Below are 26,211 nucleotides of genomic sequence, written 5' to 3' on the forward strand. Positions count from 1 at the left end.
TGACTAGGGAGGAGGGAGTCCGTACCATGGCGAATGATCAGCGTACAGAATTAGAGACAGAATTGACCCTGGACCAGGTGAAAGACCAACTTATAGAGCAGGGGAAAAAACGGTCCTCACTAACTTACAAGGATATCATGGAGAAATTAGCTCCCTTCGATCAGGATCCTGAGCAAATCGATGAGTTCTTTGAACAGCTTTCCGAGCAAGGTATTGATGTGGGGAATGAATCGGATGAAGATTCGATGAATCCTGAAGAGAATGAGCGCGACGAATTTAACTTCGATGATGATCTGGCTTTACCGCCGGGGATTAAAATTAATGATCCAGTTCGGATGTATTTGAAAGAAATTGGTCGCGTACCGCTTCTTTCTGCGGAAGACGAAGTCGGACTTGCCAAGCGTATTGAAAATGGGGATGAGGAAGCGAAGCGTCGTCTTGCTGAAGCTAACCTTCGACTTGTTGTAAGTATTGCCAAACGCTATGTAGGTCGCGGCATGCTTTTCCTTGATTTGATTCAAGAAGGTAATATGGGTCTTATTAAGGCTGTTGAGAAGTTTGACCATACCAAAGGCTACAAATTCAGTACCTATGCGACTTGGTGGATTCGTCAAGCGATTACTCGTGCGATTGCCGACCAGGCGAGAACGATTCGTATTCCGGTACATATGGTTGAAACAATTAACAAATTGATTCGTGTTTCTCGTCAATTGCTGCAAGAATTGGGGCGCGAACCTACGCCAGAAGAAATTGCTAAAGAGATGGATTTAAGCACGGATAAAGTTCGTGAAATCATGAAAATCGCGCAAGAGCCTGTTTCCTTAGAAACGCCGATTGGTGAAGAAGATGATTCGCATTTAGGGGATTTTATCGAGGATCAAGAGGCATTGGCACCTGCTGATGCAGCTGCGTATGAGCTTCTGAAGGAACAGCTTGAAGACGTGCTTGATACGTTAACAGAAAGAGAAGAAAATGTACTTCGGTTACGTTTTGGACTTGATGATGGACGTACAAGAACATTAGAAGAAGTAGGAAAAGTATTCGGTGTTACGCGGGAACGGATTCGTCAAATTGAAGCAAAAGCTTTGCGCAAACTAAGACATCCAAGCCGTAGTAAACGTTTGAAGGACTTTTTGGAATAAAATCGCTATGAGTGGGCCCTGCCAGATTCGGCGGGGTCTTTTTTTTGTAGTTTTTCTTAAGAAAAACTAAAATCTGAGCATTGAATCACCGATAAAGTAGCTAGGAAGGTGAGCGAATAGATGGATGCTGAGAGAAGAAAAGTGATAGTAAGAGAAATCGATCATTGGCGCCGGAGCAAATTGCTTCCTGAGCATTATTGCGATTTTCTAATGAATTTGTATGTGGATGATTTGACGCCTAAACCAGCTTCACTTTTGGGTGTTTCGGCAACGGCTGTAACAAACAGTAACTGGAAAATATGGTTGGGCGCATTAGCGGTAATTGCCGCTCTTGCCTTATCTGCTCTTAATTTTAACTCTTTTGGATTACCAATGCAAATTGGTATTTCCACACTTTTTGTCATCATTTGTTATGCGGTCGCATATAGACAATTTAGTCGGACGCCTCTCATTTCATATGCCTTGTGCGGCTTAGCTTCAATAGCGATGTTGCTATTAGGCATACACATTATGAATTTATCGGGCGTAGATGCCGGGACCACGTATATTGGCTATTTAGCGTTTTGCAGTTGTATTTGGTTATTTAACGGCTTGATCGGTCGTATGGCTATTTTCCAAATATGTGGATGGCTTGGTTTGGTTGGGACCTATAGTTGGTTATTAATGCAAAAATTAGAGCACCCTTCATGGTTTTCACTTGAATTAAGCTGGATTCCTGTGAGTGTAGTTCTCATATGGATGGCTTGGCTTGCGCATCACACGAATAAACAAGCGGCTAGCGTGCTCATGCTAGTAGGAGGCCTGGTTTGGTTTATTCCTGAAGCCATGACCTTCCTAGTGGATATTGAGATGAGCGCACGAATCATTCAAATTTCGTTTACAGCAAAATTAGTTTCAGTAGGCGCAGCGTTATTTTTGTTGCGAAAAAAATGGGTAGAGTGGGTAATGTAGCATATGGTTAAATTATCGAAAAGACTTCAAATGATTGCTGATCGTGTACTTAGAGGTTCCAAGGTCGCAGATATTGGCTCCGATCATGCCTTATTACCAACGTATTTGGCACAGCAGGGAATTATTGTTGCAGCCGTGGCGGGAGAAGTAAATCCTGGGCCATTTGAGGCGGCGCAAAGACAGGTACTCGACTGTGGCTTATCTAAAATCATTCAAGTAAGATCCGGAGATGGGCTTGCTGTTATCGAGGCCGGAGAGGTCAATGTCATTACAATCGCTGGTATGGGCGGAAGCTTAATGGCGAGTATTTTGGAGGCGGGCAAATCAAAGCTTCCTGGTGTTCAACAGTTGATTCTGCAGCCGAATGTTGGTGAAGATCATGTGAGACGTTGGCTGTTGGACAATGGTTGGAAGTTAGAATCAGAAGCTATTCTCGAGGAAGATGGCAAGATCTATGAAATTTTAACGGCTGTGACTGCAGATTCAGAGGAGCGTGGAGCACTAGAAGCGCTTTACGAGGATCGTGTTCTTCCAGGCGGTGTCACTGTATCGAAGGAACGCTTGCAGCAGATGGGACCTTATTTGATCAACGAAGCTCCTGAAGTGTGGTTTGTGAAGTGGGAGAGCGAATTGAAAAAACTGGCGATGATTGTGGATCAATTGAAGCTGTCAACAGCTGAGGCCTCCATTGCGAAAGCAGAGCAAGTTAGCCAAGAAATGCGTGAAATTAAGGAGGTACTCGCGTGCTTGCAAAAGGTCAAACCGTAATCCAGCTATTTGAACAGCTGGCCCCTAAGCATTACGCGATGGCAGATGATAAGATTGGTCTGCAGCTCGGCACACTCCAGAAAGACATCAGAAAAGTGCTTGTTGCACTTGATGTGACGGATGCGGTTGTGGACGAAGCGATCGAAGCGGGTGCGAACCTCATTATTGCCCATCATGCGATTATTTTTAGACCGCTGGCTCATCTTCAGACTGAATCACCAGCGGGTCGTTTATATGAAAAATTAATAAAGAATGATATCGCTGTGTATATTGCCCATACGAACCTGGATGTGGCAGAAGGCGGCGTTAATGATTTGTTGTCGGAGCAGCTTGGCTTAACGGATATGACTCACCTTGAAGATGTCCATACAGAGAAGCTCCAGAAGCTCGTCGTTTTCGTACCTGAGACACATCATCAGGTAGTGCTTGATGCCCTGTTCAAAGCCGGAGCAGGCGGCATAGGGCAGTACAGCTCCTGCAGCTTCAATATCCCCGGGACGGGGACGTTCCTGCCGCAGGAAGGGGCGACTCCGTTTATCGGGGAAGTGGGCAAGCTAGAACGCGTACAAGAGGTACGCGTAGAGACGATTGTAACCGCAAGCGTGCAGCGCAAAGCGGTTACAGCGATGTTGAAGGCCCACCCCTACGAGGAGGTGGCCTATGACCTCTACCCGATGGACCTCAAGGGTAGAGTGTTCGGTCTAGGCCGCGTGGGCAAGCTGCCCGCGGCGATGACGCTTCGCGAGCTCACGGAGCACGCGAAGGCTGTGTTCGACGTGCCGACGGTGCGCGTCGTCGGCGATCTGTCACGGCCCATCCGCAAGGTGGCCGTGCTGGGGGGCTCTGGCGGCCGCTACATGCGGCACGCCATGTTTGCCGGCGCCGATGTGCTGGTCACCGGCGACATCGACTACCACACCGCTCACGATGCGTTAGCGGCGGGGTTAGCGCTCCTCGACGTTGGTCACAACGTCGAGAAGATCATGAAGCGCGGCGTCGCGGATTACCTTGCCGCGCAGCTCGCGAAGACGGATACACAGGTCATCGCATCCGCGATTAACACCGAGCCGTTCCAATTTGTCTAGGATGCTTAGAAAGGCTGGTAATCGAGGAAACGATCATGTGTTGTAATTCGAAGGCATTCCTAGTATACTAGCCTATGCAAAGGGAAGTTTGACAGACAATCGCTGGCTATGGGTAAGCCATAGCGAGAGGAAAGTCCGGGCTCCATAAGGCAGGGTGCTGGATAACGTCCAGTCAACGCGAGTTGAAGGATAGGGCCACAGAAATGGACCGCCGATGGCTTGAAATATAGCACAGGCAAGGGTGGAACCGTGGTGTAAGAGACCACGAGGTTCTATGGTGACATAGATCCTGGTAAACCCCACTTGGAGCAAGACCTAATGGAACGCTAGCTGCTTTCGAGGCAGCAGTCTTCGCCTGAGACGCGTTCGGGTTGGTCGCTTGAGCTGTGTAGCAATGCATGGCCTAGATAGATGATTGTCGCTTCAATAGTGGCAGGGGAGCAGACGCCCGTTATGACCACTGGAAGTACAGAACCCGGCTTACGGCAAACTTTCCATACTGTCGGTTACCCGCATGGCTTCGGCTGTGCGGGTATTTCAATTATGTGGGATAAATAAAAACCTTCAACCCCAAACAAACGTGGGATTGAAGGTTTTTTTAGCATTTTGCAATACGCTATATTCTATCTATTTCTCTAAACTACCCGCATACTTTTTCGGTACCAAATGCAATTGACGTGCCAAATCCTGCGGCCAATAGGATAGTGGTGACGTCTCTTGCTTCGCCATCTCGATGGCTTTGACAACATCAATTAAGCCATAGCCAAAGTATTTATCATGGCCTTTGTTACCAAGATCCTGAGCAGATTTGCGCATGATCTCGTAGACGTCTGTATTTTTCAGATTAGGATTAGCAGATCGAATCAACGCAGCAAGTGCTGTCACATGCGGGCTTGCCATGGAAGTGCCGGAGAGTGCGGCATATTGGTTATTTGGATACGTACTGGCAATGGTGACACCAGGTGCAGTGACATCGATATAATCGCCGTAATTGGAGAATGGCGCTTTCTCATTGTGCGAATCACTGGCAGCTACAGCAAAAACCTCAGGGTAAGCGGCAGGAAATCCTGGTTGCTCCGTATTATCGTTCCCGCTTGCCGCGATGAGTGCAACGTCTTTATCATAAGCATATTGAATGGCGTCATGGAGAAAGCCAGAATCGGCGTAATTGCCGAGACTTAGATTCATGACTTTTGCCCCGTGATCAGTAGCCCATATGATCCCCTGCGCAACAGAATATGTGCTGCCTGCACCCGTTTGATCCAGAACTTTTACAGGCAATACTTTATTAAACCAAGTCATTCCCGCAACGCCCAAATTATTGTTTACCAGGGCTGAAATCACGCCAGTTACATGCGTACCGTGTCCAACATCATCTTGTGGATTATCATTCCCGCTAATGACGTTATAGCCAGGCAATAATTGTCCCTGTAAATCTGGATGCTTCATATCTACCCCCGTATCAACAACGGCAACAATGACATCATTCGCTCCGCGGTTCAATTGCCAGCCTTGTACGGTCTCAATGAGCGGCAGATTCCATTGATATCGCTGATATAAATTATCATTTGGCATGAAATTCGATGAAACCGGGGTTTGATTCGTATCCGAATTGGTGCTAGACGGGTTTGAATCCTCTCGATCTTGATCATCATAATAATCATTCGTCATATAAAGGAAATGCGGTTCAACGTAAGCAACATTCCATTTGCTGAAATAGGCTATTAATGCTTTGGCGTCCATACCTTCCGTTCGGAAAACGTACGTATAACCTAGCTTTTGTGCTGAAATCGCCTTGATTTCGGCCCTTATTTGATTAAGCTGAGCTTCTGTTGGATCCGTTTTGAAACGAACAACGACTTCATTCTGTTGATAATGGCTGGTACCTTGATTGTCCTCTGGATGATCCACGATCTTCTCTTTTAACGTATTGGTCTCAACGGCTTTAACTTTCCAACGATTTTCGTTTGGATAGGGTTCAAGTCTCAAGTTTTTCATTTGATGATCAGTTACTTGCGCCAGCACATCTTGATGAACAACGCCAATAAGTGAATCTTCACCATGGTTTGAAGGGGTACCTTGGATGAAATAGACCTGATGCCCTGCTCCGAATTTAGGTGATTGGTAATGCTTACCCCCATCGACGGCAGATTTAGCTTCTTTTAAATAGGTGGCAGCTTGATCTTTGTACGAAGTGGGCAGGTCTCCTGATTTGATACCTTGCTCCCAATTTTGACCGCGCTTGGACCAGATGAGCATTTCCATCTTCTCATGATGCTTTCGCATGTCTGTCAGCACATTCGTAACAGGCTCGCCGCCTTCGATTTGCCCCAGCATTGTTTGGTAATCGAGAGCGCATTGGTCTCTGCAAAGCTCATCCGTAAGTTTGACATCTTGTTCCAAAAGGGCTAACTTAGACGTAGTTTCATACTTGGCACTATAGACTTCGGGTCCTGGCGTATTGTGTTGGCTTGGTGAATTAGTGAAGAGTAGGAGTCCTAATCCTAATGCCAAAGCTAGGGTTGTGAGATAACGCCACATAAGCAAGCACTCCTTTTTTACATCAACTAGGATATAGAGTTAGGAGAGCGAGACCGTTTTATGCATGTTATGTGGTGTTTTACATATACCACTTCGGGAACATTTATGGTAGGATAGAAATAGCGCAATTATAGGAGGTCTTCTTACATGGCTGTTTTTAATGTGAAAAATATTTGTGATTCCACGCGTACTAAACTCAAAGAAACGACGGCCAAAATGGAACTGTTTCTTAATCAACATTCGCTCTCACTGTTAAATGTGGAAAATGATCCGGCAATGGATGAATTTTACCGCGGGTATTTGCAGGACACTCGTCATCTTCTAGTTTTTTGTGAAGTGGCTTATGAGAAATTGGGCGTTAGCTTGAGACGTCCTACTTTTAATGTTGATTTTTCGGAAAAAGTGCTCTATGAGGTATATCATACATGTGTTAATACCTTTTTCTATCCTAAGAACGAGTGCTATTCCGAGGACGGTCGCTATGCTTATACAGGACAAGATGCGATTCGTTTCCGCAAGAAACCTTCACGTGAAGTACGTGACTTAACGATCGAATTGTCCAAGGTATTTGAAGAGCTTAGAGAAGACCTTGCTTATTATGAAACAGACTATATTACACAACGCCGTATGCAAGGCGAAAAAGTTTAATATTAATCGAAAAAAAGGGATGCGACCAGCGCATCCCTTTTCTTATAACATTTTCTTATAACAAGGGGAGAATATCGATGGAGATAGAACAATTAGTCAGCACGAGTAAAGCAATTATTAAGCTGAATCAACATCCGAGCGGAGGCTATGTGGCATCTCCTCTTTTCCCTCCTTATAGCTATAGCTGGTTACGAGATGGTACTTTTATTGCAAATGCCATGGATCGTGTCGGAGAAACGGCAAGTAGCGAACAATTTTACCGCTGGGTTCATCGTGTTCTGAAGGACAAGCGTCCGCGGCTTACTGAGCTGCTTCGAAAACATGAGAATCGAGAGTGGATTGATCGTTCCGAGTTTCTTGGGACACGATATCATTTGGATGGTCGTGACGACCATTCGGAGTGGGGTCATTTTCAGCTGGATGGCTATGGTGCATGGTTATGGGGGCTGGTAGAGCATATTCGCATAACGGGTCACACATCCCTCTTGGAAGAGTTTAGAGAGAGCATTGAGATGACCGTAGACTACGTGATGACGTTCTGGCATTATCCGAATTTTGATTGTTGGGAAGAATATCCGGATTATGTTCATCCAGCAACACTGGCTTGCTTATATGGGGGACTGAAGGCGCTGGGTGAACTAGAATCGCGCTCGGATCTGATAGAGAAAGCTGAACTGATCCAACATTTTATACATAAACATGCTGTTCAAGATGGACGATTCGTGAAGTCTATACATTGTGTGAATGAAGTCTGGCAGCCTGCTCTGAGCGGTGTGGATGCAAGCTTGCTTTGGCTGGCCTTGCCATTTGGCGTGTGTGAGCCTAGTGATCCTTTGATGCTCAAAACTGTGCAAGCAATCGAGGCTGATCTTAAACATGGAGGGATTGGGCGCTACATAGAAGATCGCTATTATGGCGGTGGTGAGTGGCTGTTGTTGACCGCTTGGTACGGTTGGATGCAGATGGAGCTCGGGAATAAAGATGAGGCGAAGCGCTGTTTAGATTGGATAGCGAGTAAGGCAGATGAGCTTGGACGTTTCCCAGAGCAAGTAGATGATCACCTTCGCGAGCCCGCTGTTTATGCAGAATGGATAGCGAAACATGGGGATCCTGCACTCCCACTTCTTTGGTCGCATGCGATGTTCTTGGTCTTATCTGACAGACTCCAGTAAGGATAGATCACTCCTAAGGCGGGCAAATTGTTACTGGGGGTGATGATGATGCCAGCAGTCAAATGCGCAGTATCCAATTGTGAATATTGGACGCAAGGCAACAACTGTCATGCAGACACGATCATGATTGAGATTGATCAGCACGCAAATGCCAGCTACAATGAAGAATTTGCTTCAGAGGAATCTTTTGATACTACTCATCATGATACTGCAACTAAAGCGGCTAATACGTGTTGCCACACGTTTAAAGCTGCGACCAAACATTAGGTATGTGTAACGCGGAGGTAGCATGAATAAAGAGGACAGTTCTTTAGACAATGCCACCAAGGAGCGATTCCAGAAGAGTCAGCTTCGAATCGAAAGCGGACTCCATGCCCAAGAAGAATATGCAGCTGAGATCGCTGTACCTCAGACTAGAATGAATCGAGGCAATGAGTCTACCTCGAACGTTTCTGATGAGGAAGTAGCTGAGCTAGTAGAAGCTGTAACTCGCAATAAAGCTGTGGGTTATGTAGCGCTGTTCGTTGCGCTGGCCTCTTTATTTGTTTGGCCAGTATTACTTGGGATTTCGGGCATTATTCTCGGTGTTATTGCTTTTGTAATGGGAAATAAGAGCATCGGCTCTTGGTCCGTTGCACTTGGTATTATTGCCGTAGCCGCCTATTTTTTATTGGTTCCTTACTTTTAAAAATCAGAAAAAGCAAGCCGAGAAATCGGCTTGTTTTTATTTTTTTATAAAAAAAACGTGAAAAAGAGCGTAAGTAGGCCATTATTCATGTGTAATAGCGCAAGAAAGGCTCATTTTAATGTGTTTACGCCCATTTGCTCGTACTATTTGGCTTCAAGTGTCATATTCGCACCTTTGAATGATTACAGTATTATTATATAATGAGTAGTGATATTTAATAAAAATTAAAATCGAAAATTAAGGGAGGTGTACCTACTCTCCTGGGTGCGGCTTTTGCACTTATTAGGGGATAGGTAAGGTATTGGAAGATCCTTTGCCCGAAACGTTAATCAGTTTTCTGTTAATGTTTGGACTAGTGTTGTTAAACGGTTTTTTTGTCGCAGCAGAATTTGCCATGGTGAAAGTACGAGGTAGTCGAATTGAATCGCTTGTCGGTGAAGGTCGCCGAAATGCGAAGTTTGCTCAAGGTATTATGAATAATCTCGATGCTTACTTGGGAGCTTGTCAATTAGGAATTACGCTTACCTCATTAGGTCTAGGTTATGTGGGTGAACCGACGTTTGCCAAGATTCTAGAGCCTTTATTCGCTCCACTGGGATTGCCGGACAGTGTTTTTCACACAATAACATTTATTATTGCTTTCTCTTTAATGACTACTCTTCATATTACGTTAGGTGAACAGTTTCCTAAGACGTATGCGATTCGTAAAGCAGAACAAGTTACGTTGCTTTCTGCAGGCCCAATGGTATTATTCTATAAACTTATGTATCCATTCATTTGGACACTTAATGGGATCTCCAACTGGATGCTTCGCCGCGCAGGGATTGAGCCAACAACGGAACACGAATCCTCGCATACCCAGGATGAAATTCGAGTCCTGATGCAGGAAAGTCACAAAAACGGACTAATCGATAATACAGAGCTCACGCTTGTTGATAATATATTCGGATTCGCAGAGACGACAGCACGAGAAATTATGATTCCACGTACAGAAATGGAATGCTTATACGCAGGACTTTCTTATGCAGAGAATTTAGCTATCGCCATCAAAGAAATGCGAACGAGATACCCCGTGTGTGATCCAGATAAGGATAACATCATAGGTTTCGTTCACATCAAGGATTTGCTGAAGCCAGATGCCAATTTGAAAGGCATTAAAAAAATCATTCGGCCAATAACAACGGTGCCTGATTCCATTCATATCAGTGATCTGTTGAAAATGATGCAGAAACGCAAGAGCCAAATGGCTTTGCTGATTGATGAATACGGCGGTACTTCAGGGTTAGTAACACTGGAAGACATTATGGAAGAGATCGTTGGTGAAATCCAAGATGAGTTTGACGAGGAGCGCCCAACGATTGAAATGAAGGATGAGAATACGTTCTCGATTGATGGGTTACTGTTAATTGACGAGGTAAACGAGTACTTCGGGCTAGAGATCGAGTCGGATGACTACGATACAATCGGAGGTTGGATTTATTCCCAAACCGAAATTCCGCCTAGCCGTAATCAACAAGTAAGCTACAATAATGAATTTATGTTCATTGTAGAAGAAACCGATCATTTGCGAATTTCACGTGTCACCGTGAGAAGATCCATGAATGACAATGAAATGCTTCAGCAGAATATTTCTTGAAAGGCAAGAGGGACAGTCTAGCGACTGTCTTTTTTTCATTCTTTTTAGAATAAAAGTATAGTCGTCAGGGCTCAAACCGTGTACAATAAGTACATTGAACATGATAAAGCGAGGTCTGGGCGATGAGCAGCATCACGAATACCAATACGCAAAGTATTGACCCTAGAGTATTAAAGGAGCTGCTACAGCTTCAGACGTTGAGCAAATTAAGTCTATTCTCGAATGACGCTTCAGCTTCAACTTCCGAGGATTCGAGTGATTTTAGTGAGCTTTTAAATGCGCTTATGGGACAAGGTGCAGGTACGGGGACAGGGACTGACATTCTGGACACGTCAACATTGCAACAATCGTTAAGCAATCTACCAAGCGCATTAGGCGCTTTGAATAAATCATATACACCTTTGCAGTCGATCTCTCACGCAACCTCTGCAGCTCAGTTTGAAGGATTGATTGGACAAGCTAGTCAAAAATACGGAGTGGACACTTCGTTGGTTAAAGCTGTTATCCAACAAGAATCAGCTTTTAACCATCTTGCCGTTTCCTCAGCCGGTGCCAAAGGGTTGATGCAGCTCATGGACGGGACGGGAAGCGGTTATGGGGTAACGAACCCATTTGATCCCAAACAGAATATTGACGCAGGTACACAGTTCCTAAGCGGCTTGCTTAAGAAATATAAGGGGAACGAAGGCGTAGCTCTAGCTGCTTATAATGCTGGGCCTGGACGTGTCGACCGCTTAGGTATTAAGACAGACGAGGATCTGGCTAATCGGCTTCAATTTTTGCCAAAAGAGACACAAGCTTACGTTTCGAAAGTGCTCGATCATCGTCAGAATTTTGCTCAATAAATCATGTAACCATGAGCTGATTTTCGCATGTGCTATGCGGAGATCGGCTTTTCGCATTGTGGCCGGCTAACTTGAGTTCTAGATGTTTATAGGCTTTAATAGTGGAAGGTATCCAAAGCGTCAGGGAAGATGAGTTATTGGTTATGAAAGGGAAGAAACGGACCATGCTTTATTTGGATTATGCGGCTACGTCGCCGATTTATGAAGAAGTCATTGAAACAATTGCAGAGGTGATGAAATCTCACTATGGGAATCCTTCTTCCATCCATCGATTGGGTGTAGAAGCTGAGAAGCTTTTGCAGAGTGCGAAGGGAGTCATTGCTTCTGCCATTGATGTATTGCCGAGTGACATCATTTGTACATCTGGCGGTACGGAAAGTAATAACTTAGCGATTAAGGGCGCAGCCTACAGCTATCAACAGCGAGGAAAGCATATCATTACCACGCAAATCGAGCATGCTTCCGTTAAGGAAGTATTCGCTCAATTGGAGCAGGAAGGCTTTCGAGTCACCTATTTACCTGTTACTCATGCGGGGAGCGTCAGGCTGGAAGATCTTCAAGCTGCCATTTGTGAGGATACAATCCTCGTTAGCGTCATGTATGTAAATAACGAAATAGGTACGATTCAGCCAATTGAAGAAATAGGTAAATTTCTCGCCGAGTATCCTAAAATTATTTTTCATGTGGACGCTGTTCAAGGACTTGCTAAGCTGCCTTTACTGCCCAATACATGGGGGATCGATCTCTGCAGTGCATCAGCCCATAAATTTCGAGGGCCCAAAGGGGTTGGCTTTCTCTATCGAAGAGCCGGCGTACAACTCAAACCCTTGCTTGCAGGAGGAGGCCAGGAATTTGGTGTCCGATCTGGAACCGAAAACGTCCCTTTAATCGTAGGTATGGCAAAGGCTTTGCGCATAAGTATGGACAATCAAGCTGTGAAAATGGCTCATAAATATCGGCTTAGAAAGCAATTATTGGCAGGGATCACGGCCATGCCAGAATTAGTGATTACTGGCGTTGCGGAAGAGCAGCAAATGGCACCGCATATCGTTCACTTTGCTTTTGCCGGGATGAAAGCAGAGGTTGTGGTGCATGCCCTGGAACAGAAGGGTGTATACATCTCAACAAGATCTGCTTGTACGTCTGGGGAGTCAGAGCCTAGTGAAGTCATGTTGGCTTTGGGCTGTCATCGAGATCTAGCCGTAAGCGGATTACGAGTAAGCTTTTCTGATGAACATCAAGAGCAGGATATCGAGCGTTTTCTACGCTCATTACAAGAGGTGGTCAAGGAGCTTGCTCCCATGAGAAACCCATCTGTCATTCAAAGGGGGAAGCGAAGATGAAACCGGATTGTTTAATATTGCGTTTTGGCGAAATGATGCTGAAAGGTAAAAATCGTAAGCGCTTCGAGCGAAGTGTTATGATACAAATTCGTAAAGTTTTAAGTTCTTTTCCTGACGTTAGGTATATTCCGGAATATGGACGCGTATATGTGGAGCTAGGGGGTGCCGCTTATGAACAGGCTTCTGCCGCTTTGCAGCGTGTATTTGGACTTGCGTCTTTCAGTCCGGCTTATCATGCGCCGTTAGAGCTTGAGTCGATTCAAGAGACAGCGCTGCGGATGATGCAGGCACTTCCGAAACAACCAGCGACCTTTAAGGTTACTGTGCGCAGGGTCAATAAATCATTTCCTCATGACTCTCAGCAGATGAATTATTTGGTTGGGGGCTATGTTCTTCAAGCGATCCCAGGGTTACAAGTAGATGTTCGCAAGCCTGAGGTTGAGCTGCGTGTAGAAATTCGCGAGGATCAGGTGCTCTTGTATGTCGAAGTTATTGAAGGTGCTGGCGGTTTCCCCTCAGGAACGAGCGGTAAAGCGCTGTTGATGCTCTCAGGAGGCATTGATAGTCCGGTAGCAGGCTGGTTGGCGATGCGCAAGGGATTGACGATGGAGGCTATTCATTTCCATAGTTACCCTTACACTAGTGAACGTGCGAAGGATAAAGTCATTGAGCTTGCGCATCAATTGGCTGGCTACACAGACTCCTTAAAGCTTCACATGGTGTCCTTCACGGAGGTTCAAACCTCCATTCACCGTGCCTATCAAGACAATCTGCTCGTCACCCTCATACGAAGGGCGATGTACCGAATTGCAGAACGGATCGCAGAGCGTGAAGGTCTAGGCGCTTTAGTTACAGGCGAGAGCTTGGGGCAAGTCGCCAGTCAAACCCTGCCGAGTTTACACGCCATTGGTCGGGTGGTCACGCTGCCGCTTTTACAACCGTTGATGATGATGGACAAGCAAGAGATTATTGGCTTAGCCGAATCGATAGGAACATTTCCTATCTCTATTTTACCCTATGAGGACTGCTGTTCGTTATTTCTCCCGCCATCCCCAAGTACGAATCCTAACTTGCGCCTGGTGGAGAAGCTGGAAGATAGCATGGCATTTCTAAATGAGCTCATCGACAAAGCAGTCTTAGAAACAGAAACCATTGAAATCGTGCATGGACAACTGAAAAAGGAATCTAACGCCCATTTATTCTAACTCCTATCTGCAGCTATGATAGCAACTTTTCCAATCATTTGCTCTCCATGTCCGCCAGGAGGCCCAGAAGCATGATTGATGCGCTCTTTTTATTCTTACAAATTATGTTGATTAATATTGTGCTCAGCGGTGATAATGCGGTTGTAATCGCGCTAGCTAGCAAAAATCTCCCCATAGAGCAGAGAAAGCTTGCCATTTGGTGGGGGGCCTTTGGAGCCATTGCATTGCGATTGATTCTTACTCTCGTAGCAGTAAGTTTGCTGACGATCCCTTTTATACAAGCAGGCGGTTCGATCTTGCTGTTATGGATTGCTATTAAGCTGCTTACGGACGAAGACGGACACTCGAATATTAAGGAAGCCGCCACACTTGGCAAGGCGATATGGACGATCATTGTCGCTGATTTCGTTATGAGCTTGGACAATGTCTTAGCAATTGCGGCCAAAGGAAATGGAAATAATACGGTCATTATTCTAGGTATCGGGCTCAGTATTCCAATCATTATTTGGGGAAGCACACTCGTGATGAATTTATTGCAGAAGTATCCGATTTTAGTCTATTTAGGCGCGGGAATCCTTGGATATACAGCTGGTGAAATGTTTGTAAAAGATGAGAAGATGATTGATTGGCTGCTGCATGATTTTGAATTTTTGCATGTTTGGATTCCAGTTATGACCACTGCGATCGTCATTGCTACAGGTGGAATTGCCAAATGGGTGCGGTTATTTCAATTCAAGACAAGAAATGAATGACAAATAAGCACGCTGACGATTAGGTCAGTGTGCTGTTTTTTTATGCAAAGTTAGCGCCCAGAAGGACCATCCATAGATCAGTAGAAATACGAAGATGAGTGTAGTGGAGTACCTGTACATCAAGGCGTAGCTGCCGCTCCAGTTGGCGAGAGCCCCTAACACCATTGCGCCTAATCCAATGCCGAGGTCATTCGCAGAAAAGAAGGTGCCATTGGCTGCGCCGCGCCGCTCTGGGGAAGAACGTGCTATCGTCCATGCCTGGAGGGCCGGTTGGATGGAGCCGAAGCCTACGCCGTAACATAGGGCGGCAATCGCCAAGCTCATATTGGAGTGAGCATAGGACAGCAGCAAAAGCCCTGCAATTGTGAAGATCGCGCCGGGAAGGAGTACCCATTCGGGTCCTTTGCGGTCAAAGAGAACGCCAGTAATAGGGCGTACGAGTAATACCATGCTGGCGTTGCATAGGAAGAATAGGCCTACTTTTGCAATGCCTGCTTCGATGGCGAATAAAGTAATAAAGGTCACGATTCCACCGTAACAGATGGCGGTGCATAGCAGAAGAACAGAGGGAAGCAGTGCTGTTCGCTCCCATAATCGATCTGTGAACCGAAGTCGTTGTGCTGGTTTCGTGGGTATAATCGGCTTCGGATAGGTGATGAATAGCGAGCTGAACAAAGACAATATCGCAAGAATCGTTGATATCAAAAGGACATACGAGAATCCGAATGCTTGCATGACCCATAGTCCTGTGAGTGGACCGACGGCCATAGCGAAAGTATTCGATAATCCGTAGTAGCCCATTCCTTCTCCGCGGCGTTCTGGCGGGATAATATCGGCGATCACCGTGCCCAGAGAGGTTGTTGACAACCCCCAGCCGATACCATGAACAAAGCGTGCGGCTAAAATGAGTGTCACCGCAGCGATATATGAATAGCCGGCAATCGTAAATGCGCAAATCGCTAACCCAACGAGAAGGACATGTTTTCTACCGAGTGAGTCTAGTGCTCTGCCGGCGAATGGTCGCGTAAGAAGCGAGGAAATGGTGAATATCCCAATAACTAGTCCGACTTGCATGTTGTCTCCGCCTAATTGAGATAGATGAGTAGGAATAGTTGGAATGAGCATTTGAAAGCTGAAAAAAAGCAGTAAATTAGCCAGGGCAGTTATCAAGAAGGCTTTGGTCCATAACGGTTTTCGTTTCTGCTTGTTCCTAGTTATTGATTGTTCCATGCTACCTCCCCATTTGAACAGCAGAGACCTTAGGCAAAGGGGTTCTGCGTGTGCCTTAGTATACCCAGACAAATGGAATTGAACGCAATGCTGAACCATGATAAACACCTAGCAATTTCCTGTCATGTGAGATAAAATATTTGTAGAAGGGTGTCGATTTTATAACGATTTGGGCCCGTTCACCATTTGCACATTTTAGGAGGGATTCGTATCGCTAGAAATAGCTACTCCATTGGCATTTTATTTATCGGCTTGGCTGTGGTCTTGTTGCTAGGCAAATTAGGGGTGTTCCAGCTTCTTCTTTCCTTCTTTTGGCCGCTTCTTTTACTTGTGCCTGGACTGCTCTTGCATTACTTGTATTTCAACCGCAGATTACCGGCTGGCGTGCTCGTTCCTGGTGGTATTTTAACCACGTATGCCCTCATGTTTTTCTTTTGCAATTTATTCGGCTGGGGTTCCATGAGCTATATTTGGCCGGGTTTCATTTTAGGAATAGCGATTGGTTTATATGAGCTTCATTTGTTTGAACGCGGGAGTGATCGCAGCATTTGGATCGCAGCCATCGTGTTGGGAATCATATCGGCGGCGCTTTTTGGCTTAACGATACTTTTCAAATTAGGGATTTATGTAATCGCTTTGATCCTTGTGGTTGCTGGACTTTCCATGATTTTCCGAAAGCGAAGATTATGGTGAACTTGATTCTTTCCAGTTAAAAGTTTTGTTAAGTGTGCCTTTTGTCTTGCATAATGTCGAGAAACTGCGTATACTAAGGGTAAATGTCAAGCGTCGGCGCTTATGTCCGACGCTTGTTTTATGAACAGAGACGAAAATTATAGGGTAGAGAGGGTTTGACATTCATGCATGCAAGAGACAAGATTCGCAACATTGCTATTATCGCACACGTTGACCACGGTAAAACAACACTCGTAGATAAATTGCTTCAGCAATCCGGAACATTCCGCGATAACGAGGCTATTCAAGAAAGAGCGATGGACTCCAACGATCTAGAGAGAGAACGCGGTATTACCATCCTTGCCAAAAATACGGCGATTAACTATAAAGACTACTTGATTAACATTGTAGATACACCAGGACATGCTGACTTCGGCGGCGAAGTTGAACGGATCATGAAAATGGTAGACGGCGTATTGTTGGTTGTTGATGCTTTCGAAGGCACAATGCCACAAACGAAGTTCGTTCTGCGTAAAGCTCTTGAAAGCAACCTATCTCCGGTAGTAGTTGTTAACAAAATTGACCGTCCAAACGCTCGTCCTCAAGAAGTTGTTGACGAAGTACTTGATTTGTTTATTGAACTTGGTGCTACTGATGAGCAACTTGATTTCCACGTTGTATATGCATCCGCATTGCAAGGAACATCAAGCCTTGATCCAGAGAAGCAAGATGATAACATGGAAGCTATTTATGAAACAGTTGTTCAACACATCCCATCTCCAACGGAAGATGTTGAACAACCGCTTCAATTCCTAGTTACATTGATGGATTACAATGAGTACTTGGGTCGTATCGGCGTAGGCCGTGTGAACCGTGGTAAAATTCGTCAAGGCCAAACCGTTACAGTTATGACGCGTGAAGGCGGACAAAAGCAAGCTAGAATCGAGAAGCTTTTCGGTTTCACAGGGTTGAAACGTATTGAGATTGAAGAAGCAGCTGCAGGGGACATCATTGCCATTGCAGGTATCAAAGATATCAACATTGGTGAAACGGTAGCTGATCCAGCGAACCCAGAAGCATTGCCAGTATTGAAAATTGATGAGCCAACGCTTCAAATGACATTTATCGTTAACAACTCGCCATTCGCGGGTCGTGAAGGTAAATGGGTTACTTCCCGTAAAATCCGTGAGCGTCTATACAAAGAGCTTGAAACAGACGTTAGCTTACGTGTAGAAGATACAGATAGCCCGGATGCTTTCATCGTATCAGGCCGCGGTGAGCTTCACTTAGGTATTTTGATCGAGAACATGCGTCGTGAAGGCTTTGAATTGCAAGTTTCCAAACCAGAAGTTATCATTCGTCAAATCGACGGACAAAAAATGGAGCCGATTGAGCGTTTGATCATCGACGTTCCAGAAGATAGCATGGGTTCCGTAATGGAGAGCTTAGGTTCACGTAAAGCTGAGATGGTTAACATGATCAACAACGGCAGCGGTAACGTTCGTCTTGAGTTCTTGATCCCAGCTCGTGGATTGATCGGTTACAGAACGAACTTCTTGACATTGACTCGCGGTTACGGAATTATGAACCATGCGTTTGACAGCTACGGTCCATACCAAGGAGCAGGGGTTGGCGGACGTCACGAAGGCGTACTAGTATCCAGCGAATCCGGCGTTTCCACACTTTACGGAATTCTTTCCGTTGAAGATCGCGGTATCTTGTTCGTACATCCGCAAACTGAAGTTTACGAAGGTATGGTTGTTGGTGAGCATACACGTGACAATGATATCATCGTTAACATCTGTAAAGAAAAAGCGGTAAACAACATTCGTTCCGCGAACAAAGAAGAAACGGTCAAAATGAAAACTCCTCGTATGTACTCTTTGGAGCAAGCACTTGAGTATTTGAATGATGATGAGTATTGTGAAATTACACCGAAATCGGTTCGTATCCGTAAAAAGATTTTGAACAAGAGCGAGCGCGAGCGTGCTGAGAAAAACCGCAAAATGGCGGAAGCTAACGCTTAATTCACAAGTATGTACGAATTTAGGGAAATGTCGGCTATCCAGCCGCATTTCCCTTTATTTATTTGTAGATTTAAGGGATAATGAGGAATGTTACAACAACGTTAAGACTTAACTTATTAATGAAATGGAGTGTATGTTTGTTGACTGCCTTGAATGAATGGTTTGCCAATCACCTCTTCATCACGTATCTACTAATCTTCGTTTTCATGTCCTATGTGTACAATAAAGTATTCCGTACGCGCAAATTACCGGTGCTCAAAACAGCGATTATCTATGTGCTGCTAGGAATCGGTTCCGTGATGCTGCTCGTATTTCAAATTGTAGGACTGCCTATTGTACTTTGTTTGGCAGTTGCGATCTCCTTGATGCTGATGGTGAGAATTCGTTATTTTATTGAGAAAAGAAGCGGCAAGAGGCCGACTTAAATAGTAAGGAGTCCATGCCATATGCCCCGATACTGGTTGACGCCGATCCTGGGTTATTCCCCGCTTGTGCTTGGCGCAGAGCGCTTGAGCTGCCTGCCTGATGCCGATTTTGAAGCTTTCCGCCAACTGGCTGCTCATCAGCATCCTCGTTTGCTAGCGATGTTCAAATCGAGTCTGCTGCTGAGTGATGAGGAAGACGTGTGTGGATCAGACCTCGTAGAATTAGATTTAACGCTTGAAGGAGATATTGTGTTTGATGGTAAGCCTTTTCATCTTTCGCACTGTGCAGAAGCCTTTCTGGACCGTTTGCTGAATCGCCAGGAGGCGAAAGCTATGGTAATGGGCTTGAAGTTAGTGTTGGAGGAACGAAGGGAAGCAAGTGATGAGATGATAGACCGTTGGACGAAACAATGGTTGCAATGGTTAGAAGCTGGTTATGACATGGTTCTACTAAGAGAGGATGGACGCTGAGATGAAGTTAGGTGATGCCTTTTTCAATTGGCTGCAGATGCATATTGTTTCACAGGCTCGACCAGAAGATGAAGCGGCTAAAGAGACGTTGGACTTTTTTGCACTTATTTTAGTTGAAGATCACAAAGTCAGTAATCTTGAGGTTCTACCTGTAGAGGATCCAATGAAAATTTGGATCGGCTATAATCATGAGGGGGAGTATCATAAGCATTGTTTCGATCGCGATAGTGCGGAGAAGCTGCTTGATGATATTAACTCAAACCCTATTTATAACAATCAATAGCGGTTTAACGCTGTGAATTAAGGACATAACTTTACCAAATCGACGTACACTAAAGTATATCTGGGCTAAAGGTGTGCCTAGTTGAATTGAAAATAGATACATAATGGTGGAACGCTTGGCACCCGCTATGCTATACTGTAAGTGTAAGGAGCGTTTTCAACAACCTAGTAGGAGGCGCAAACGACATGGCTGAACACCTAACAGCTGCACCGATGCAATGGATAGATAGCGCCCACATGATGAATATAGCTGAATATGCGAAAGCTTGTGAGAGCCGAGATGCGATTATTTCACTCGGCCAAGTTTTTGATGCGATAAAAAAAGCCTAGATCTGCGTATGCAGTCAGGCTTTTTGTCATCTTCAGCGGTTTATCGGGCTGGAACCTGTGGGCTCGTACCGTCAGGGCTTGCGTTATCGATATCAGGGTCATTGCGAATATCACGGGGCAATTGTGGCATAACACGACCTACGATATCAGCCATTTGCTCGGCAAAGCCTGTGATGGGTCTTCCAGCTTGAATGTTATCCCGAATGTTGCGTAAGCGTTGATCAAGATCCATATCAGCCGTCACGATCGCATTCACGCCATAAGGATCCTTCTTGAGTGCTTCAGCTACCGAATACTTCACGGTACCTACTCTGGCACGATCAAGCTCCTTCTTAATGTTGATGCCGACGACAGCTGTATTGCCGAAGACAACGCAATGTGCGCTCTCCACCTGAGGGATACTCAATGCTAGGTTTTCCAAATGCGCTGCAACCGCCTTAGAATCTTTGATCTCAAGCTTTTGCGGAGCAATTTGTTGAACTTTTACTTGTCTATTATTCGTATCTTGAGAGGGGGCACCACTTTTCGGCGCTTGACTGCAGCCTACCGCGAGGATCAGAATCAGTCCACATACGTATATTAGTCTCACCAGAATCGTTCCCTTCTTTCCTTGAATCTCGCGTTTAGTTTGTCCTGTACGGTTAGGTTGTATGTATGAATATAACCACTGATCTAACGCCAAATCTGGGAGGGGACACACCAATGAAAAAAATTTACGTGTTAGATACCAATGTACTGCTTCAGGACCCTAATGCTTTATTTGCATTTGAAGATAATGAAGTGGTCATACCCGCCGTGGTGTTGGAGGAAATCGATTCTAAGAAACGCAATGCGGATGAAATCGGTCGCAATGCTAGACATGTCTCAAGATTACTAGACGGATTAAGAGCCAAAGGTAATTTATCCGATGGGATTACCCTTGAGCATGGTGGCAGCATTAAAGTGGAGCTTAACCACCGCAGCTTTGCGAAGCTGCAAGATACCTTTGCTGAATTAACGAATGACAATCGCATTCTCGCGGTTGCCCTAAACTACCATTTAGAAGAGCAAGAAAATGATGTGGCTAGGCCCGTCGTAATCGTCAGTAAAGATACTTTGGTTCGAATTAAAGCGGATGTATTGGGGATTCCAGCACAGGATTATCTAACCGATCGAATCGTAGCTCAAACCGATATGTATACAGGCTATATTACGCTTTTCGTTCATCCATCCATCATTGATGAGTTTTACTCGTATCGCTTCTTGACCGTTACTTCATTGAATTTGAGCTACATGCTGCATCCTCATGAGTTCGTGATATTGCGTGATGAGCTAGGCTCTTCCAAATCTGCATTGCTCAAAGTTACACCGGATGCCAAAAAACTTGAGCCGCTTTACATGAGTAACGATCCCATCTGGGGAATTGCCGCGCGCAATGCGCAGCAGCGAATGGCTCTTGAGCTTCTGCTCAATGACGAAATCCCGCTCGTCACCCTGACTGGGAAAGCGGGTACAGGTAAAACGCTGCTTACGTTAGCTGCGGGGCTCATGAAAATTGAGGATGATCGTAAATACAAGAAACTGCTGATTGCTCGTCCGGTCGTCCCGATGGGCAAGGATATTGGATACCTGCCTGGTGAAAAAGATGAAAAGTTGCGTCCCTGGATGCAGCCGATCTACGATAATTTGGAATATTTATTCGATACCAAAAAACCAGGTGATATTGAAAAAATACTTGCTGGTCTAGGTAGTATTCAAGTAGAGGCGCTAACGTATATTCGTGGGCGGTCTATTCCTGGTCAATTTATTATTATTGATGAAGCGCAGAACCTATCCAAACACGAAGTGAAAACGATTGTATCTCGCGTTGGAGAAGGCAGTAAAATCGTTCTCCTGGGTGATCCGGATCAAATTGACCATCCATACCTGGATGCATCAAGCAATGGGCTTACGTATGTGGTAGAGCGGTTTAAACAGGAAGGTATAAGCGGACATATCACATTGGAGCGCGGCGAACGCTCGCATCTAGCTCAATTGGCAGCAGATTTGCTCTAAAAAGAGAAAAGCCCACATCAGCTGATGTGGGCTTTTTGCTGTATTTAGCGTACGATTTCGATGCTGCAGCGATACGCTTTGGCAATTCCGTGCATGAGCTCTTCGAGCTGCCGATCGACAACATACACATCGTGATTCGCGGCGTCTTTGTATTGGGCAATGAGGTGCTCTTCAACCTGTAGGGCTGCTTGATCTACCTCGACTGCGGGACTGCTCGAAGTGAAACGGAAAGGAATGACGATTTTATCGTACACATAGTTATGTTCGGCGCGGCTTGTGAACCCGTAATCCGAGAACAAATCCGTCAATTCAGCCTCGTTGTCCAGCAAACGAAGATCCATGATCGTAGTCTCGATGTTAAAATGGGCCATAACCTCAAGTGCTGCGCGTTGCTGCTCTTCATTACTGACAATCAGCATTTCTTTATCGCGATCGAATAACTCGACTTTGCCGGCAAGTGCTTTGACGATTTGGGCATAGAAGCCGGGTATTTTGCCATCAGGCAGATCCATCATTAGACCAATTTTGAATTCCATCGTTGTTCCTCACTTTTCCATGCATTATCCCTACTAGTTTACAGAGATAATTTGAGTTTCACAACTGCCACGCCTTTTTTGGTCTCGACACTGATCACATCGAGGTAGCTCACGACTTTTTTCGGTACAAAACCTAAAGAAAATTCCTTCGTAAAGTCTGCGATGGTCGTATCCGGCAGCTTGAAGCTGTTAAATTCAAGATTATCAACGACAAAGCGGACTTCATTCAAGTTATCTGTGTTCTTGAGAAGGACGAAGTTCCCTTGTATGGCTATCTGCAACTCGCCTTTTTTGCCTGTGGCGACCATTGCTCCATCTTTGAATTCAAAATTTAACGTTTTCAGAAGCTCGCTCTTGGAGTGAAGATACGAATTGAAATCTACGTCCGTAAGATTGACAACAGGTGTTGTGGATGTGATGCTAATATACTTACTGTCCGACATAAGAAATTGTGGAAGTTCGCGGAAAGCCAAAGATAAATTGTCCAGATAATCTCTCGCCAATGGCAAGCCTTCTTGTTTCCATTGATCATTTAAGCTTTTGATTTGGGTTGCAATGACCTGAGCTTGCGCACTGACAGCCAGCTGTTTGTCCAGCTCTTCTTGAAGCTTAACGAGTCGCTCACGCTGCTCGAGGAATTTAGTTTTGGTTGTCTGCAGCTCAGTTCGAGAATTGGCTAACTCGATTTGTAAGTTTTTGAGCTTTTGATAAGAGTCGGTGAACGTAGCAAGCGAACGATGGTCATTGGTAATAATCATCTGTAAGTATTCAAACATTTTCAAGACATCCGTGAAGGAGTTGGCCGCAAATAGCAGCATCCAAATCGAATCGCGATCTCCTGTATAATAGGCTCGCAATACTTTACCGGCATGCTTACGAGTTGTCTCAACATTGCCATTTTGCTTCACAATATCTTGTTCATTCTGTTTGATTTGTTCACCGATTTTGGCATCCTGTTCGTTTAAACGAGCAACCTCTTTATCGATTTCGAAAATAGTAAGCCCTTTTTGGACCAGCTCTTTGGCTTCATCTTGCGCAGTCTGCGTTTCTTCAGCCCAAACGCCTCCGTAAGGTAATATGAGTTGCGTTAGCAAAACAATGGATAACAGCAGCGCTGTGAGTTTTTTAGAATTCATTGATGGTATTCTCCCCCTATGAATAGATTATCATATTTCTATTAAATGAAGCACAAAAAAATACTTACCTTTGGGGAAAGGTAAGTATTTGACCTCGTTCTATTTTTTAGCCGCTGGTGTTAACAGCTTCAGAATGTCATCAAAACTCTTCACCTTCGCAGGAACTTCCTTCGTCAACGTGGTGCCTTGGTTAATAGCATCGTAGCTTTGATGCAGTACGATATGGTTGTCATAGGCTTTGCCATCCATCGTCACACTGAACGTGATATCAAGGGATTGGTCGCGAATAAAGCCTTTGTCGTCAATAGCAATTTTCATATTGCCAGGTGCTTTCAGCGTTAGAGAGGAAAGGCTGTTTTTCTTAAGTGCATCCGCTTTGTCAGCGGACAAGAAGCCATTCGTCTGCAAGGAACTAATAAACTCTGGCAATTTGGCTTGGAATTGTGTGTTGATTTCTTTCACGTTTTTAGTCGTCAGATCAACCTGAATCGATTTCGCTGTTGTTCCGTCCGTCAGCTTAACCGGATCCTTGGCTTCCTTGAACCATTTGGCATCGATACCTTCGAAAATCACTTTACTAAGTGCCGTAGAAACTTGAGGAGTGTTCTTCAAGGTATCAGCGGTTAAAGGACTTGCAGCTGTCCCGCTCATTTTCTGTAAATCAATCGCGTAATACTCATCTGCCGTCTTATTTAAGGCTGGCATATTAAAATACAATTTGCTATCTTTAATGAGAATTGGTATATCGATGGGGGATGTAGATCCCTTAGGCGTTATTCGCAAGTCTGTTTGGAACTGAAGGGGATCCAGATTGCTAACACCCTTCCAGGTAATCGTGCTTTCTCTGATCAAAGATAACAACCCATTTGTAAGAGGGTTAGCTGATTTCATTAAACCATCACTGATCGCGAGTGTCGTGCTGCCATCGAAGGTGTACGACTTCATTTCTGATTGTTTGTTTACGGATTGTTGAAATGCTTCTTTAACTTTCGTGTTGTCTGTACAAGCTGTCAGCGAGACTAGGCCAATCGCCGTTATCGCTGTTAGGGTAATCCACTTCTTTGTCATGCTGGGCTGTCTCTCCTTCCATAATCCTTTATCATTATAAGGGTTTCATATTCATTTGTCTGTAAGTAAAGAACTGGGGGTTTTACAATCGTGAATCAACTAGGAAACAATAGTGTGATACAAGCATTGAAAGAAAGAATTCTTTCGGCTGAGAAGCAAAGAATTTCTTTTCGTGATTATATGGAAATATGCTTGTATCACAATCCGGGTGGGTATTATTGCAAGGACCAAGTCAAGATAGGCAAGCAAGGCGATTTCTATACGAGTTCTTCCATTGGAACCGTTATGGGTGAGATGGTGGCTGCATTTATATATAAACAACTTCAGAGTCAATCCAATCTGCCGATATACATTGAACTGGTTGAATGGGGCGGAGGGAATGGACGGTTGGCCCTTCAGTTGCTTGATGAAATGAAGCGGGCTGCTCCTGACATCTATGTTCGTTTAACGTATACACTTATTGAATCAAGTCCTTACCATCGTCAGCTCCAAAAGGCTGCGCTCGCTGCACATGAGGATCATATTCGTTTCTTGGATGAAACAACTTGGTTGCTAGAGGCTCCTAGTGAACATGTCTATGTAGTAGCGAATGAACTATTGGATGCTTTCCCGATTCATCGCATTCGTTATCAGGATCAAATGTTTCAAGAATCTCATGTCATTTGGCAAGAACGGGAGCCTCATCTCCAAGAGATCTGGTTACCTCTGCAATCTCAACGTATAGTAGACTATCTATCCGCAATGGAAGTTCAATGGTTGGATGGACAGGTGATGGAAATTAATTTAGAGGCAGGCGCTTGGTATGAACGACTCTCACAACGGATTCTTAGTGGTTGTGTTATCGCTATTGATTATGGGGATGTAGAAGCTGAACTCTTTGCATCGCATCGACAGAACGGGACATTAATGTGCTACCGCAGGCATGAAGCGCATGATAATCCCTTTATTCATCAAGGCGATCAGGACATAACCGCGCATGTCAATTTTAGTCTGTGTCAGAAGGCCGCGGCAGCAAGTGGATTCGAGTCTTGTCAGCTGACAACACAGCGTCAGTTCTTAGTAGAGCAGGGCATTTTGGAGAAGCTGCAAAACCATTTTGATCCGAATCCCTTCAGTGAAGTATCAAAGAGGAATCGTTCGATCAGGCAATTGCTGCTTAGTGACGGGATGAGCGAATTGTTTAAGGTGTTTATTGCTATGAAAAAAGGTGAACCGGCATAATTG

At 44.9% G+C, this 26,211-nt stretch carries 27 protein-coding genes and 1 other RNA gene; 22 read left to right on the forward strand and 6 right to left on the reverse strand.

From position 1 onward, the window contains the following. Positions 1–26 precede the first annotated feature (26 nt). The 5 genes from rpoD (at position 27) to rnpB (ending at position 4,444) form a co-directional block, all read left to right on the forward strand. On the forward strand, positions 27–1,142 hold the full coding sequence (gene rpoD, locus AC58QO_RS03460) for an RNA polymerase sigma factor RpoD (protein ID WP_028558036.1): 1,116 nt from the start codon (positions 27–29) through the stop codon (positions 1,140–1,142). A 120-nt stretch (positions 1,143–1,262) separates the two neighbouring features. Then, positions 1,263–2,093: a hypothetical protein gene (locus AC58QO_RS03465; RefSeq protein WP_497263903.1), complete on the forward strand. Its 831-nt coding sequence runs from the start codon at positions 1,263–1,265 to the stop codon at positions 2,091–2,093. A gap of 3 nt (positions 2,094–2,096) precedes the next feature. Next, positions 2,097–2,861 carry a tRNA (adenine(22)-N(1))-methyltransferase gene (locus AC58QO_RS03470; protein WP_497263904.1) on the forward strand — a complete coding sequence of 255 codons (765 nt, stop codon included), beginning with the start codon at positions 2,097–2,099 and terminating at the stop codon, positions 2,859–2,861. After that, positions 2,837–3,946, forward strand: a complete 1,110-nt coding sequence (locus tag AC58QO_RS03475) for a Nif3-like dinuclear metal center hexameric protein (protein ID WP_497263905.1) — start codon at positions 2,837–2,839, stop codon at positions 3,944–3,946. The genes AC58QO_RS03470 and AC58QO_RS03475 overlap by 25 nt, the downstream gene beginning before the upstream one ends. A gap of 83 nt (positions 3,947–4,029) precedes the next feature. Then, an RNA gene (gene rnpB, locus AC58QO_RS03480) (RNase P RNA component class A) lies at positions 4,030–4,444 on the forward strand. Between the two features lie 129 nt (positions 4,445–4,573). On the opposite strand, the gene AC58QO_RS03485 is transcribed toward rnpB, so the two are convergent. Further along, positions 4,574–6,487: a S8 family peptidase gene (locus AC58QO_RS03485; RefSeq protein ID WP_497263906.1), complete on the reverse strand. Its 1,914-nt coding sequence runs from the start codon at positions 6,485–6,487 to the stop codon at positions 4,574–4,576. A gap of 147 nt (positions 6,488–6,634) precedes the next feature. On the opposite strand from AC58QO_RS03485, the gene AC58QO_RS03490 reads away from it, so the two are divergent. The 9 genes from AC58QO_RS03490 (at position 6,635) to AC58QO_RS03530 (ending at position 14,776) form a co-directional block, all read left to right on the forward strand. After that, a complete protein-coding gene (locus AC58QO_RS03490; protein WP_090816021.1) occupies positions 6,635–7,135 on the forward strand; it encodes a YpuI family protein in 501 nt (166 codons plus the stop codon). 77 nt (positions 7,136–7,212) lie between these two features. After that, positions 7,213–8,307, forward strand: coding sequence for a glycoside hydrolase family 15 protein (locus AC58QO_RS03495; protein ID WP_497263907.1), 1,095 nt, complete (start codon positions 7,213–7,215; stop codon positions 8,305–8,307). 48 nt (positions 8,308–8,355) lie between these two features. Beyond that, positions 8,356–8,574, forward strand: coding sequence for a DUF1540 domain-containing protein (locus AC58QO_RS03500; protein ID WP_497263908.1), 219 nt, complete (start codon positions 8,356–8,358; stop codon positions 8,572–8,574). Between the two features lie 22 nt (positions 8,575–8,596). Then, positions 8,597–8,995, forward strand: a complete 399-nt coding sequence (locus AC58QO_RS03505; protein WP_497263909.1) for a hypothetical protein — start codon at positions 8,597–8,599, stop codon at positions 8,993–8,995. A 343-nt stretch (positions 8,996–9,338) separates the two neighbouring features. Continuing rightward, positions 9,339–10,631, forward strand: a complete 1,293-nt coding sequence (locus tag AC58QO_RS03510) for a hemolysin family protein (protein ID WP_497264380.1) — start codon at positions 9,339–9,341, stop codon at positions 10,629–10,631. Positions 10,632–10,753: 122 nt separating this feature from the next. Continuing rightward, entirely contained in the window at positions 10,754–11,476 is a 723-nt protein-coding gene (locus tag AC58QO_RS03515; protein WP_497263910.1) for a lytic transglycosylase domain-containing protein, read from the forward strand. Between the two features lie 164 nt (positions 11,477–11,640). Continuing rightward, on the forward strand, positions 11,641–12,819 hold the full coding sequence (locus AC58QO_RS03520) for a cysteine desulfurase family protein (protein ID WP_497264381.1): 1,179 nt from the start codon (positions 11,641–11,643) through the stop codon (positions 12,817–12,819). Further along, positions 12,816–14,024: a tRNA uracil 4-sulfurtransferase ThiI gene (thiI, locus tag AC58QO_RS03525; RefSeq protein ID WP_497263911.1), complete on the forward strand. Its 1,209-nt coding sequence runs from the start codon at positions 12,816–12,818 to the stop codon at positions 14,022–14,024. The genes AC58QO_RS03520 and thiI overlap by 4 nt, the downstream gene beginning before the upstream one ends. Before the next feature lie 71 nt (positions 14,025–14,095). Then, positions 14,096–14,776 carry a TerC family protein gene (locus AC58QO_RS03530; RefSeq protein WP_497263912.1) on the forward strand — a complete coding sequence of 227 codons (681 nt, stop codon included), beginning with the start codon at positions 14,096–14,098 and terminating at the stop codon, positions 14,774–14,776. 24 nt (positions 14,777–14,800) lie between these two features. Here the strand turns inward: AC58QO_RS03530 and AC58QO_RS03535 are convergent, their stop codons facing one another. Then, complete coding sequence (locus AC58QO_RS03535; protein ID WP_497263913.1) at positions 14,801–16,006, reverse strand: MFS transporter; 1,206 nt, start codon at positions 16,004–16,006, stop codon at positions 14,801–14,803. A 186-nt stretch (positions 16,007–16,192) separates the two neighbouring features. Here AC58QO_RS03535 and AC58QO_RS03540 point away from each other — a divergent pair, with 186 nt between their 5' ends. The 6 genes from AC58QO_RS03540 (at position 16,193) to AC58QO_RS03565 (ending at position 20,213) form a co-directional block, all read left to right on the forward strand. Beyond that, positions 16,193–16,699, forward strand: coding sequence for a hypothetical protein (locus AC58QO_RS03540; protein ID WP_497263914.1), 507 nt, complete (start codon positions 16,193–16,195; stop codon positions 16,697–16,699). Between the two features lie 164 nt (positions 16,700–16,863). Next, entirely contained in the window at positions 16,864–18,705 is a 1,842-nt protein-coding gene (typA, locus tag AC58QO_RS03545) for a translational GTPase TypA (RefSeq protein ID WP_497263915.1), read from the forward strand. A 149-nt stretch (positions 18,706–18,854) separates the two neighbouring features. Beyond that, positions 18,855–19,130, forward strand: a complete 276-nt coding sequence (locus AC58QO_RS03550) for a YlaH-like family protein (protein ID WP_497264382.1) — start codon at positions 18,855–18,857, stop codon at positions 19,128–19,130. A 21-nt stretch (positions 19,131–19,151) separates the two neighbouring features. Beyond that, positions 19,152–19,601, forward strand: a complete 450-nt coding sequence (locus AC58QO_RS03555; RefSeq protein WP_497263916.1) for a hypothetical protein — start codon at positions 19,152–19,154, stop codon at positions 19,599–19,601. A gap of 1 nt (position 19,602) precedes the next feature. Beyond that, a complete protein-coding gene (locus AC58QO_RS03560) occupies positions 19,603–19,884 on the forward strand; it encodes a hypothetical protein (protein WP_497263917.1) in 282 nt (93 codons plus the stop codon). Positions 19,885–20,069: 185 nt separating this feature from the next. After that, on the forward strand, positions 20,070–20,213 hold the full coding sequence (locus AC58QO_RS03565) for a hypothetical protein (RefSeq protein WP_497263918.1): 144 nt from the start codon (positions 20,070–20,072) through the stop codon (positions 20,211–20,213). A gap of 40 nt (positions 20,214–20,253) precedes the next feature. On the opposite strand, the gene AC58QO_RS03570 is transcribed toward AC58QO_RS03565, so the two are convergent. After that, positions 20,254–20,802, reverse strand: coding sequence for a YhcN/YlaJ family sporulation lipoprotein (locus tag AC58QO_RS03570; protein ID WP_497263919.1), 549 nt, complete (start codon positions 20,800–20,802; stop codon positions 20,254–20,256). Positions 20,803–20,915: 113 nt separating this feature from the next. On the opposite strand from AC58QO_RS03570, the gene AC58QO_RS03575 reads away from it, so the two are divergent. After that, complete coding sequence (locus AC58QO_RS03575; protein WP_497263920.1) at positions 20,916–22,247, forward strand: PhoH family protein; 1,332 nt, start codon at positions 20,916–20,918, stop codon at positions 22,245–22,247. 44 nt (positions 22,248–22,291) lie between these two features. Here the strand turns inward: AC58QO_RS03575 and AC58QO_RS03580 are convergent, their stop codons facing one another. The 3 genes from AC58QO_RS03580 to AC58QO_RS03590 all read right to left on the reverse strand — a co-directional run bounded on the left by AC58QO_RS03580 (position 22,292) and on the right by AC58QO_RS03590 (position 24,987). Beyond that, positions 22,292–22,783 carry a hypothetical protein gene (locus AC58QO_RS03580; protein ID WP_497263921.1) on the reverse strand — a complete coding sequence of 164 codons (492 nt, stop codon included), beginning with the start codon at positions 22,781–22,783 and terminating at the stop codon, positions 22,292–22,294. Between the two features lie 38 nt (positions 22,784–22,821). Next, on the reverse strand, positions 22,822–23,919 hold the full coding sequence (locus AC58QO_RS03585) for a coiled-coil domain-containing protein (RefSeq protein WP_497263922.1): 1,098 nt from the start codon (positions 23,917–23,919) through the stop codon (positions 22,822–22,824). A 99-nt stretch (positions 23,920–24,018) separates the two neighbouring features. Next, on the reverse strand, positions 24,019–24,987 hold the full coding sequence (locus AC58QO_RS03590) for a hypothetical protein (protein ID WP_497263923.1): 969 nt from the start codon (positions 24,985–24,987) through the stop codon (positions 24,019–24,021). A gap of 90 nt (positions 24,988–25,077) precedes the next feature. Between AC58QO_RS03590 and AC58QO_RS03595 the strand changes: the two genes are divergently transcribed. Then, the gene (locus tag AC58QO_RS03595; protein WP_497263924.1) at positions 25,078–26,208 is read left to right on the forward strand and encodes a class I SAM-dependent methyltransferase; all 1,131 of its coding nucleotides are present in this window, start codon (positions 25,078–25,080) and stop codon (positions 26,206–26,208) included. The last annotated feature ends 3 nt before the right edge of the window (positions 26,209–26,211 follow it).

The organism is Paenibacillus sp. J31R30, from assembly GCF_059692115.1.

Coding starts and splice junctions, on each gene's coding strand:
- rpoD (WP_028558036.1), top strand. CDS start 27: ATGGCGAATGATCAGCGTACAGAATTAGAGACAGAATTGACCCTGGAC.
- AC58QO_RS03465 (WP_497263903.1), top strand. CDS start 1,263: ATGGATGCTGAGAGAAGAAAAGTGATAGTAAGAGAAATCGATCATTGG.
- AC58QO_RS03470 (WP_497263904.1), top strand. CDS start 2,097: ATGGTTAAATTATCGAAAAGACTTCAAATGATTGCTGATCGTGTACTT.
- AC58QO_RS03485 (WP_497263906.1), bottom strand. CDS start 6,487: ATGTGGCGTTATCTCACAACCCTAGCTTTGGCATTAGGATTAGGACTC.
- AC58QO_RS03490 (WP_090816021.1), top strand. CDS start 6,635: ATGGCTGTTTTTAATGTGAAAAATATTTGTGATTCCACGCGTACTAAA.
- AC58QO_RS03495 (WP_497263907.1), top strand. CDS start 7,213: ATGGAGATAGAACAATTAGTCAGCACGAGTAAAGCAATTATTAAGCTG.
- AC58QO_RS03500 (WP_497263908.1), top strand. CDS start 8,356: ATGCCAGCAGTCAAATGCGCAGTATCCAATTGTGAATATTGGACGCAA.
- AC58QO_RS03505 (WP_497263909.1), top strand. CDS start 8,597: ATGAATAAAGAGGACAGTTCTTTAGACAATGCCACCAAGGAGCGATTC.
- AC58QO_RS03510 (WP_497264380.1), top strand. CDS start 9,339: ATGTTTGGACTAGTGTTGTTAAACGGTTTTTTTGTCGCAGCAGAATTT.
- AC58QO_RS03515 (WP_497263910.1), top strand. CDS start 10,754: ATGAGCAGCATCACGAATACCAATACGCAAAGTATTGACCCTAGAGTA.
- AC58QO_RS03520 (WP_497264381.1), top strand. CDS start 11,641: ATGCTTTATTTGGATTATGCGGCTACGTCGCCGATTTATGAAGAAGTC.
- thiI (WP_497263911.1), top strand. CDS start 12,816: ATGAAACCGGATTGTTTAATATTGCGTTTTGGCGAAATGATGCTGAAA.
- AC58QO_RS03530 (WP_497263912.1), top strand. CDS start 14,096: ATGATTGATGCGCTCTTTTTATTCTTACAAATTATGTTGATTAATATT.
- AC58QO_RS03535 (WP_497263913.1), bottom strand. CDS start 16,006: ATGGAACAATCAATAACTAGGAACAAGCAGAAACGAAAACCGTTATGG.
- typA (WP_497263915.1), top strand. CDS start 16,864: ATGCATGCAAGAGACAAGATTCGCAACATTGCTATTATCGCACACGTT.
- AC58QO_RS03555 (WP_497263916.1), top strand. CDS start 19,152: ATGCCCCGATACTGGTTGACGCCGATCCTGGGTTATTCCCCGCTTGTG.
- AC58QO_RS03560 (WP_497263917.1), top strand. CDS start 19,603: ATGAAGTTAGGTGATGCCTTTTTCAATTGGCTGCAGATGCATATTGTT.
- AC58QO_RS03565 (WP_497263918.1), top strand. CDS start 20,070: ATGGCTGAACACCTAACAGCTGCACCGATGCAATGGATAGATAGCGCC.
- AC58QO_RS03575 (WP_497263920.1), top strand. CDS start 20,916: ATGAAAAAAATTTACGTGTTAGATACCAATGTACTGCTTCAGGACCCT.
- AC58QO_RS03580 (WP_497263921.1), bottom strand. CDS start 22,783: ATGGAATTCAAAATTGGTCTAATGATGGATCTGCCTGATGGCAAAATA.
- AC58QO_RS03585 (WP_497263922.1), bottom strand. CDS start 23,919: ATGAATTCTAAAAAACTCACAGCGCTGCTGTTATCCATTGTTTTGCTA.
- AC58QO_RS03590 (WP_497263923.1), bottom strand. CDS start 24,987: ATGACAAAGAAGTGGATTACCCTAACAGCGATAACGGCGATTGGCCTA.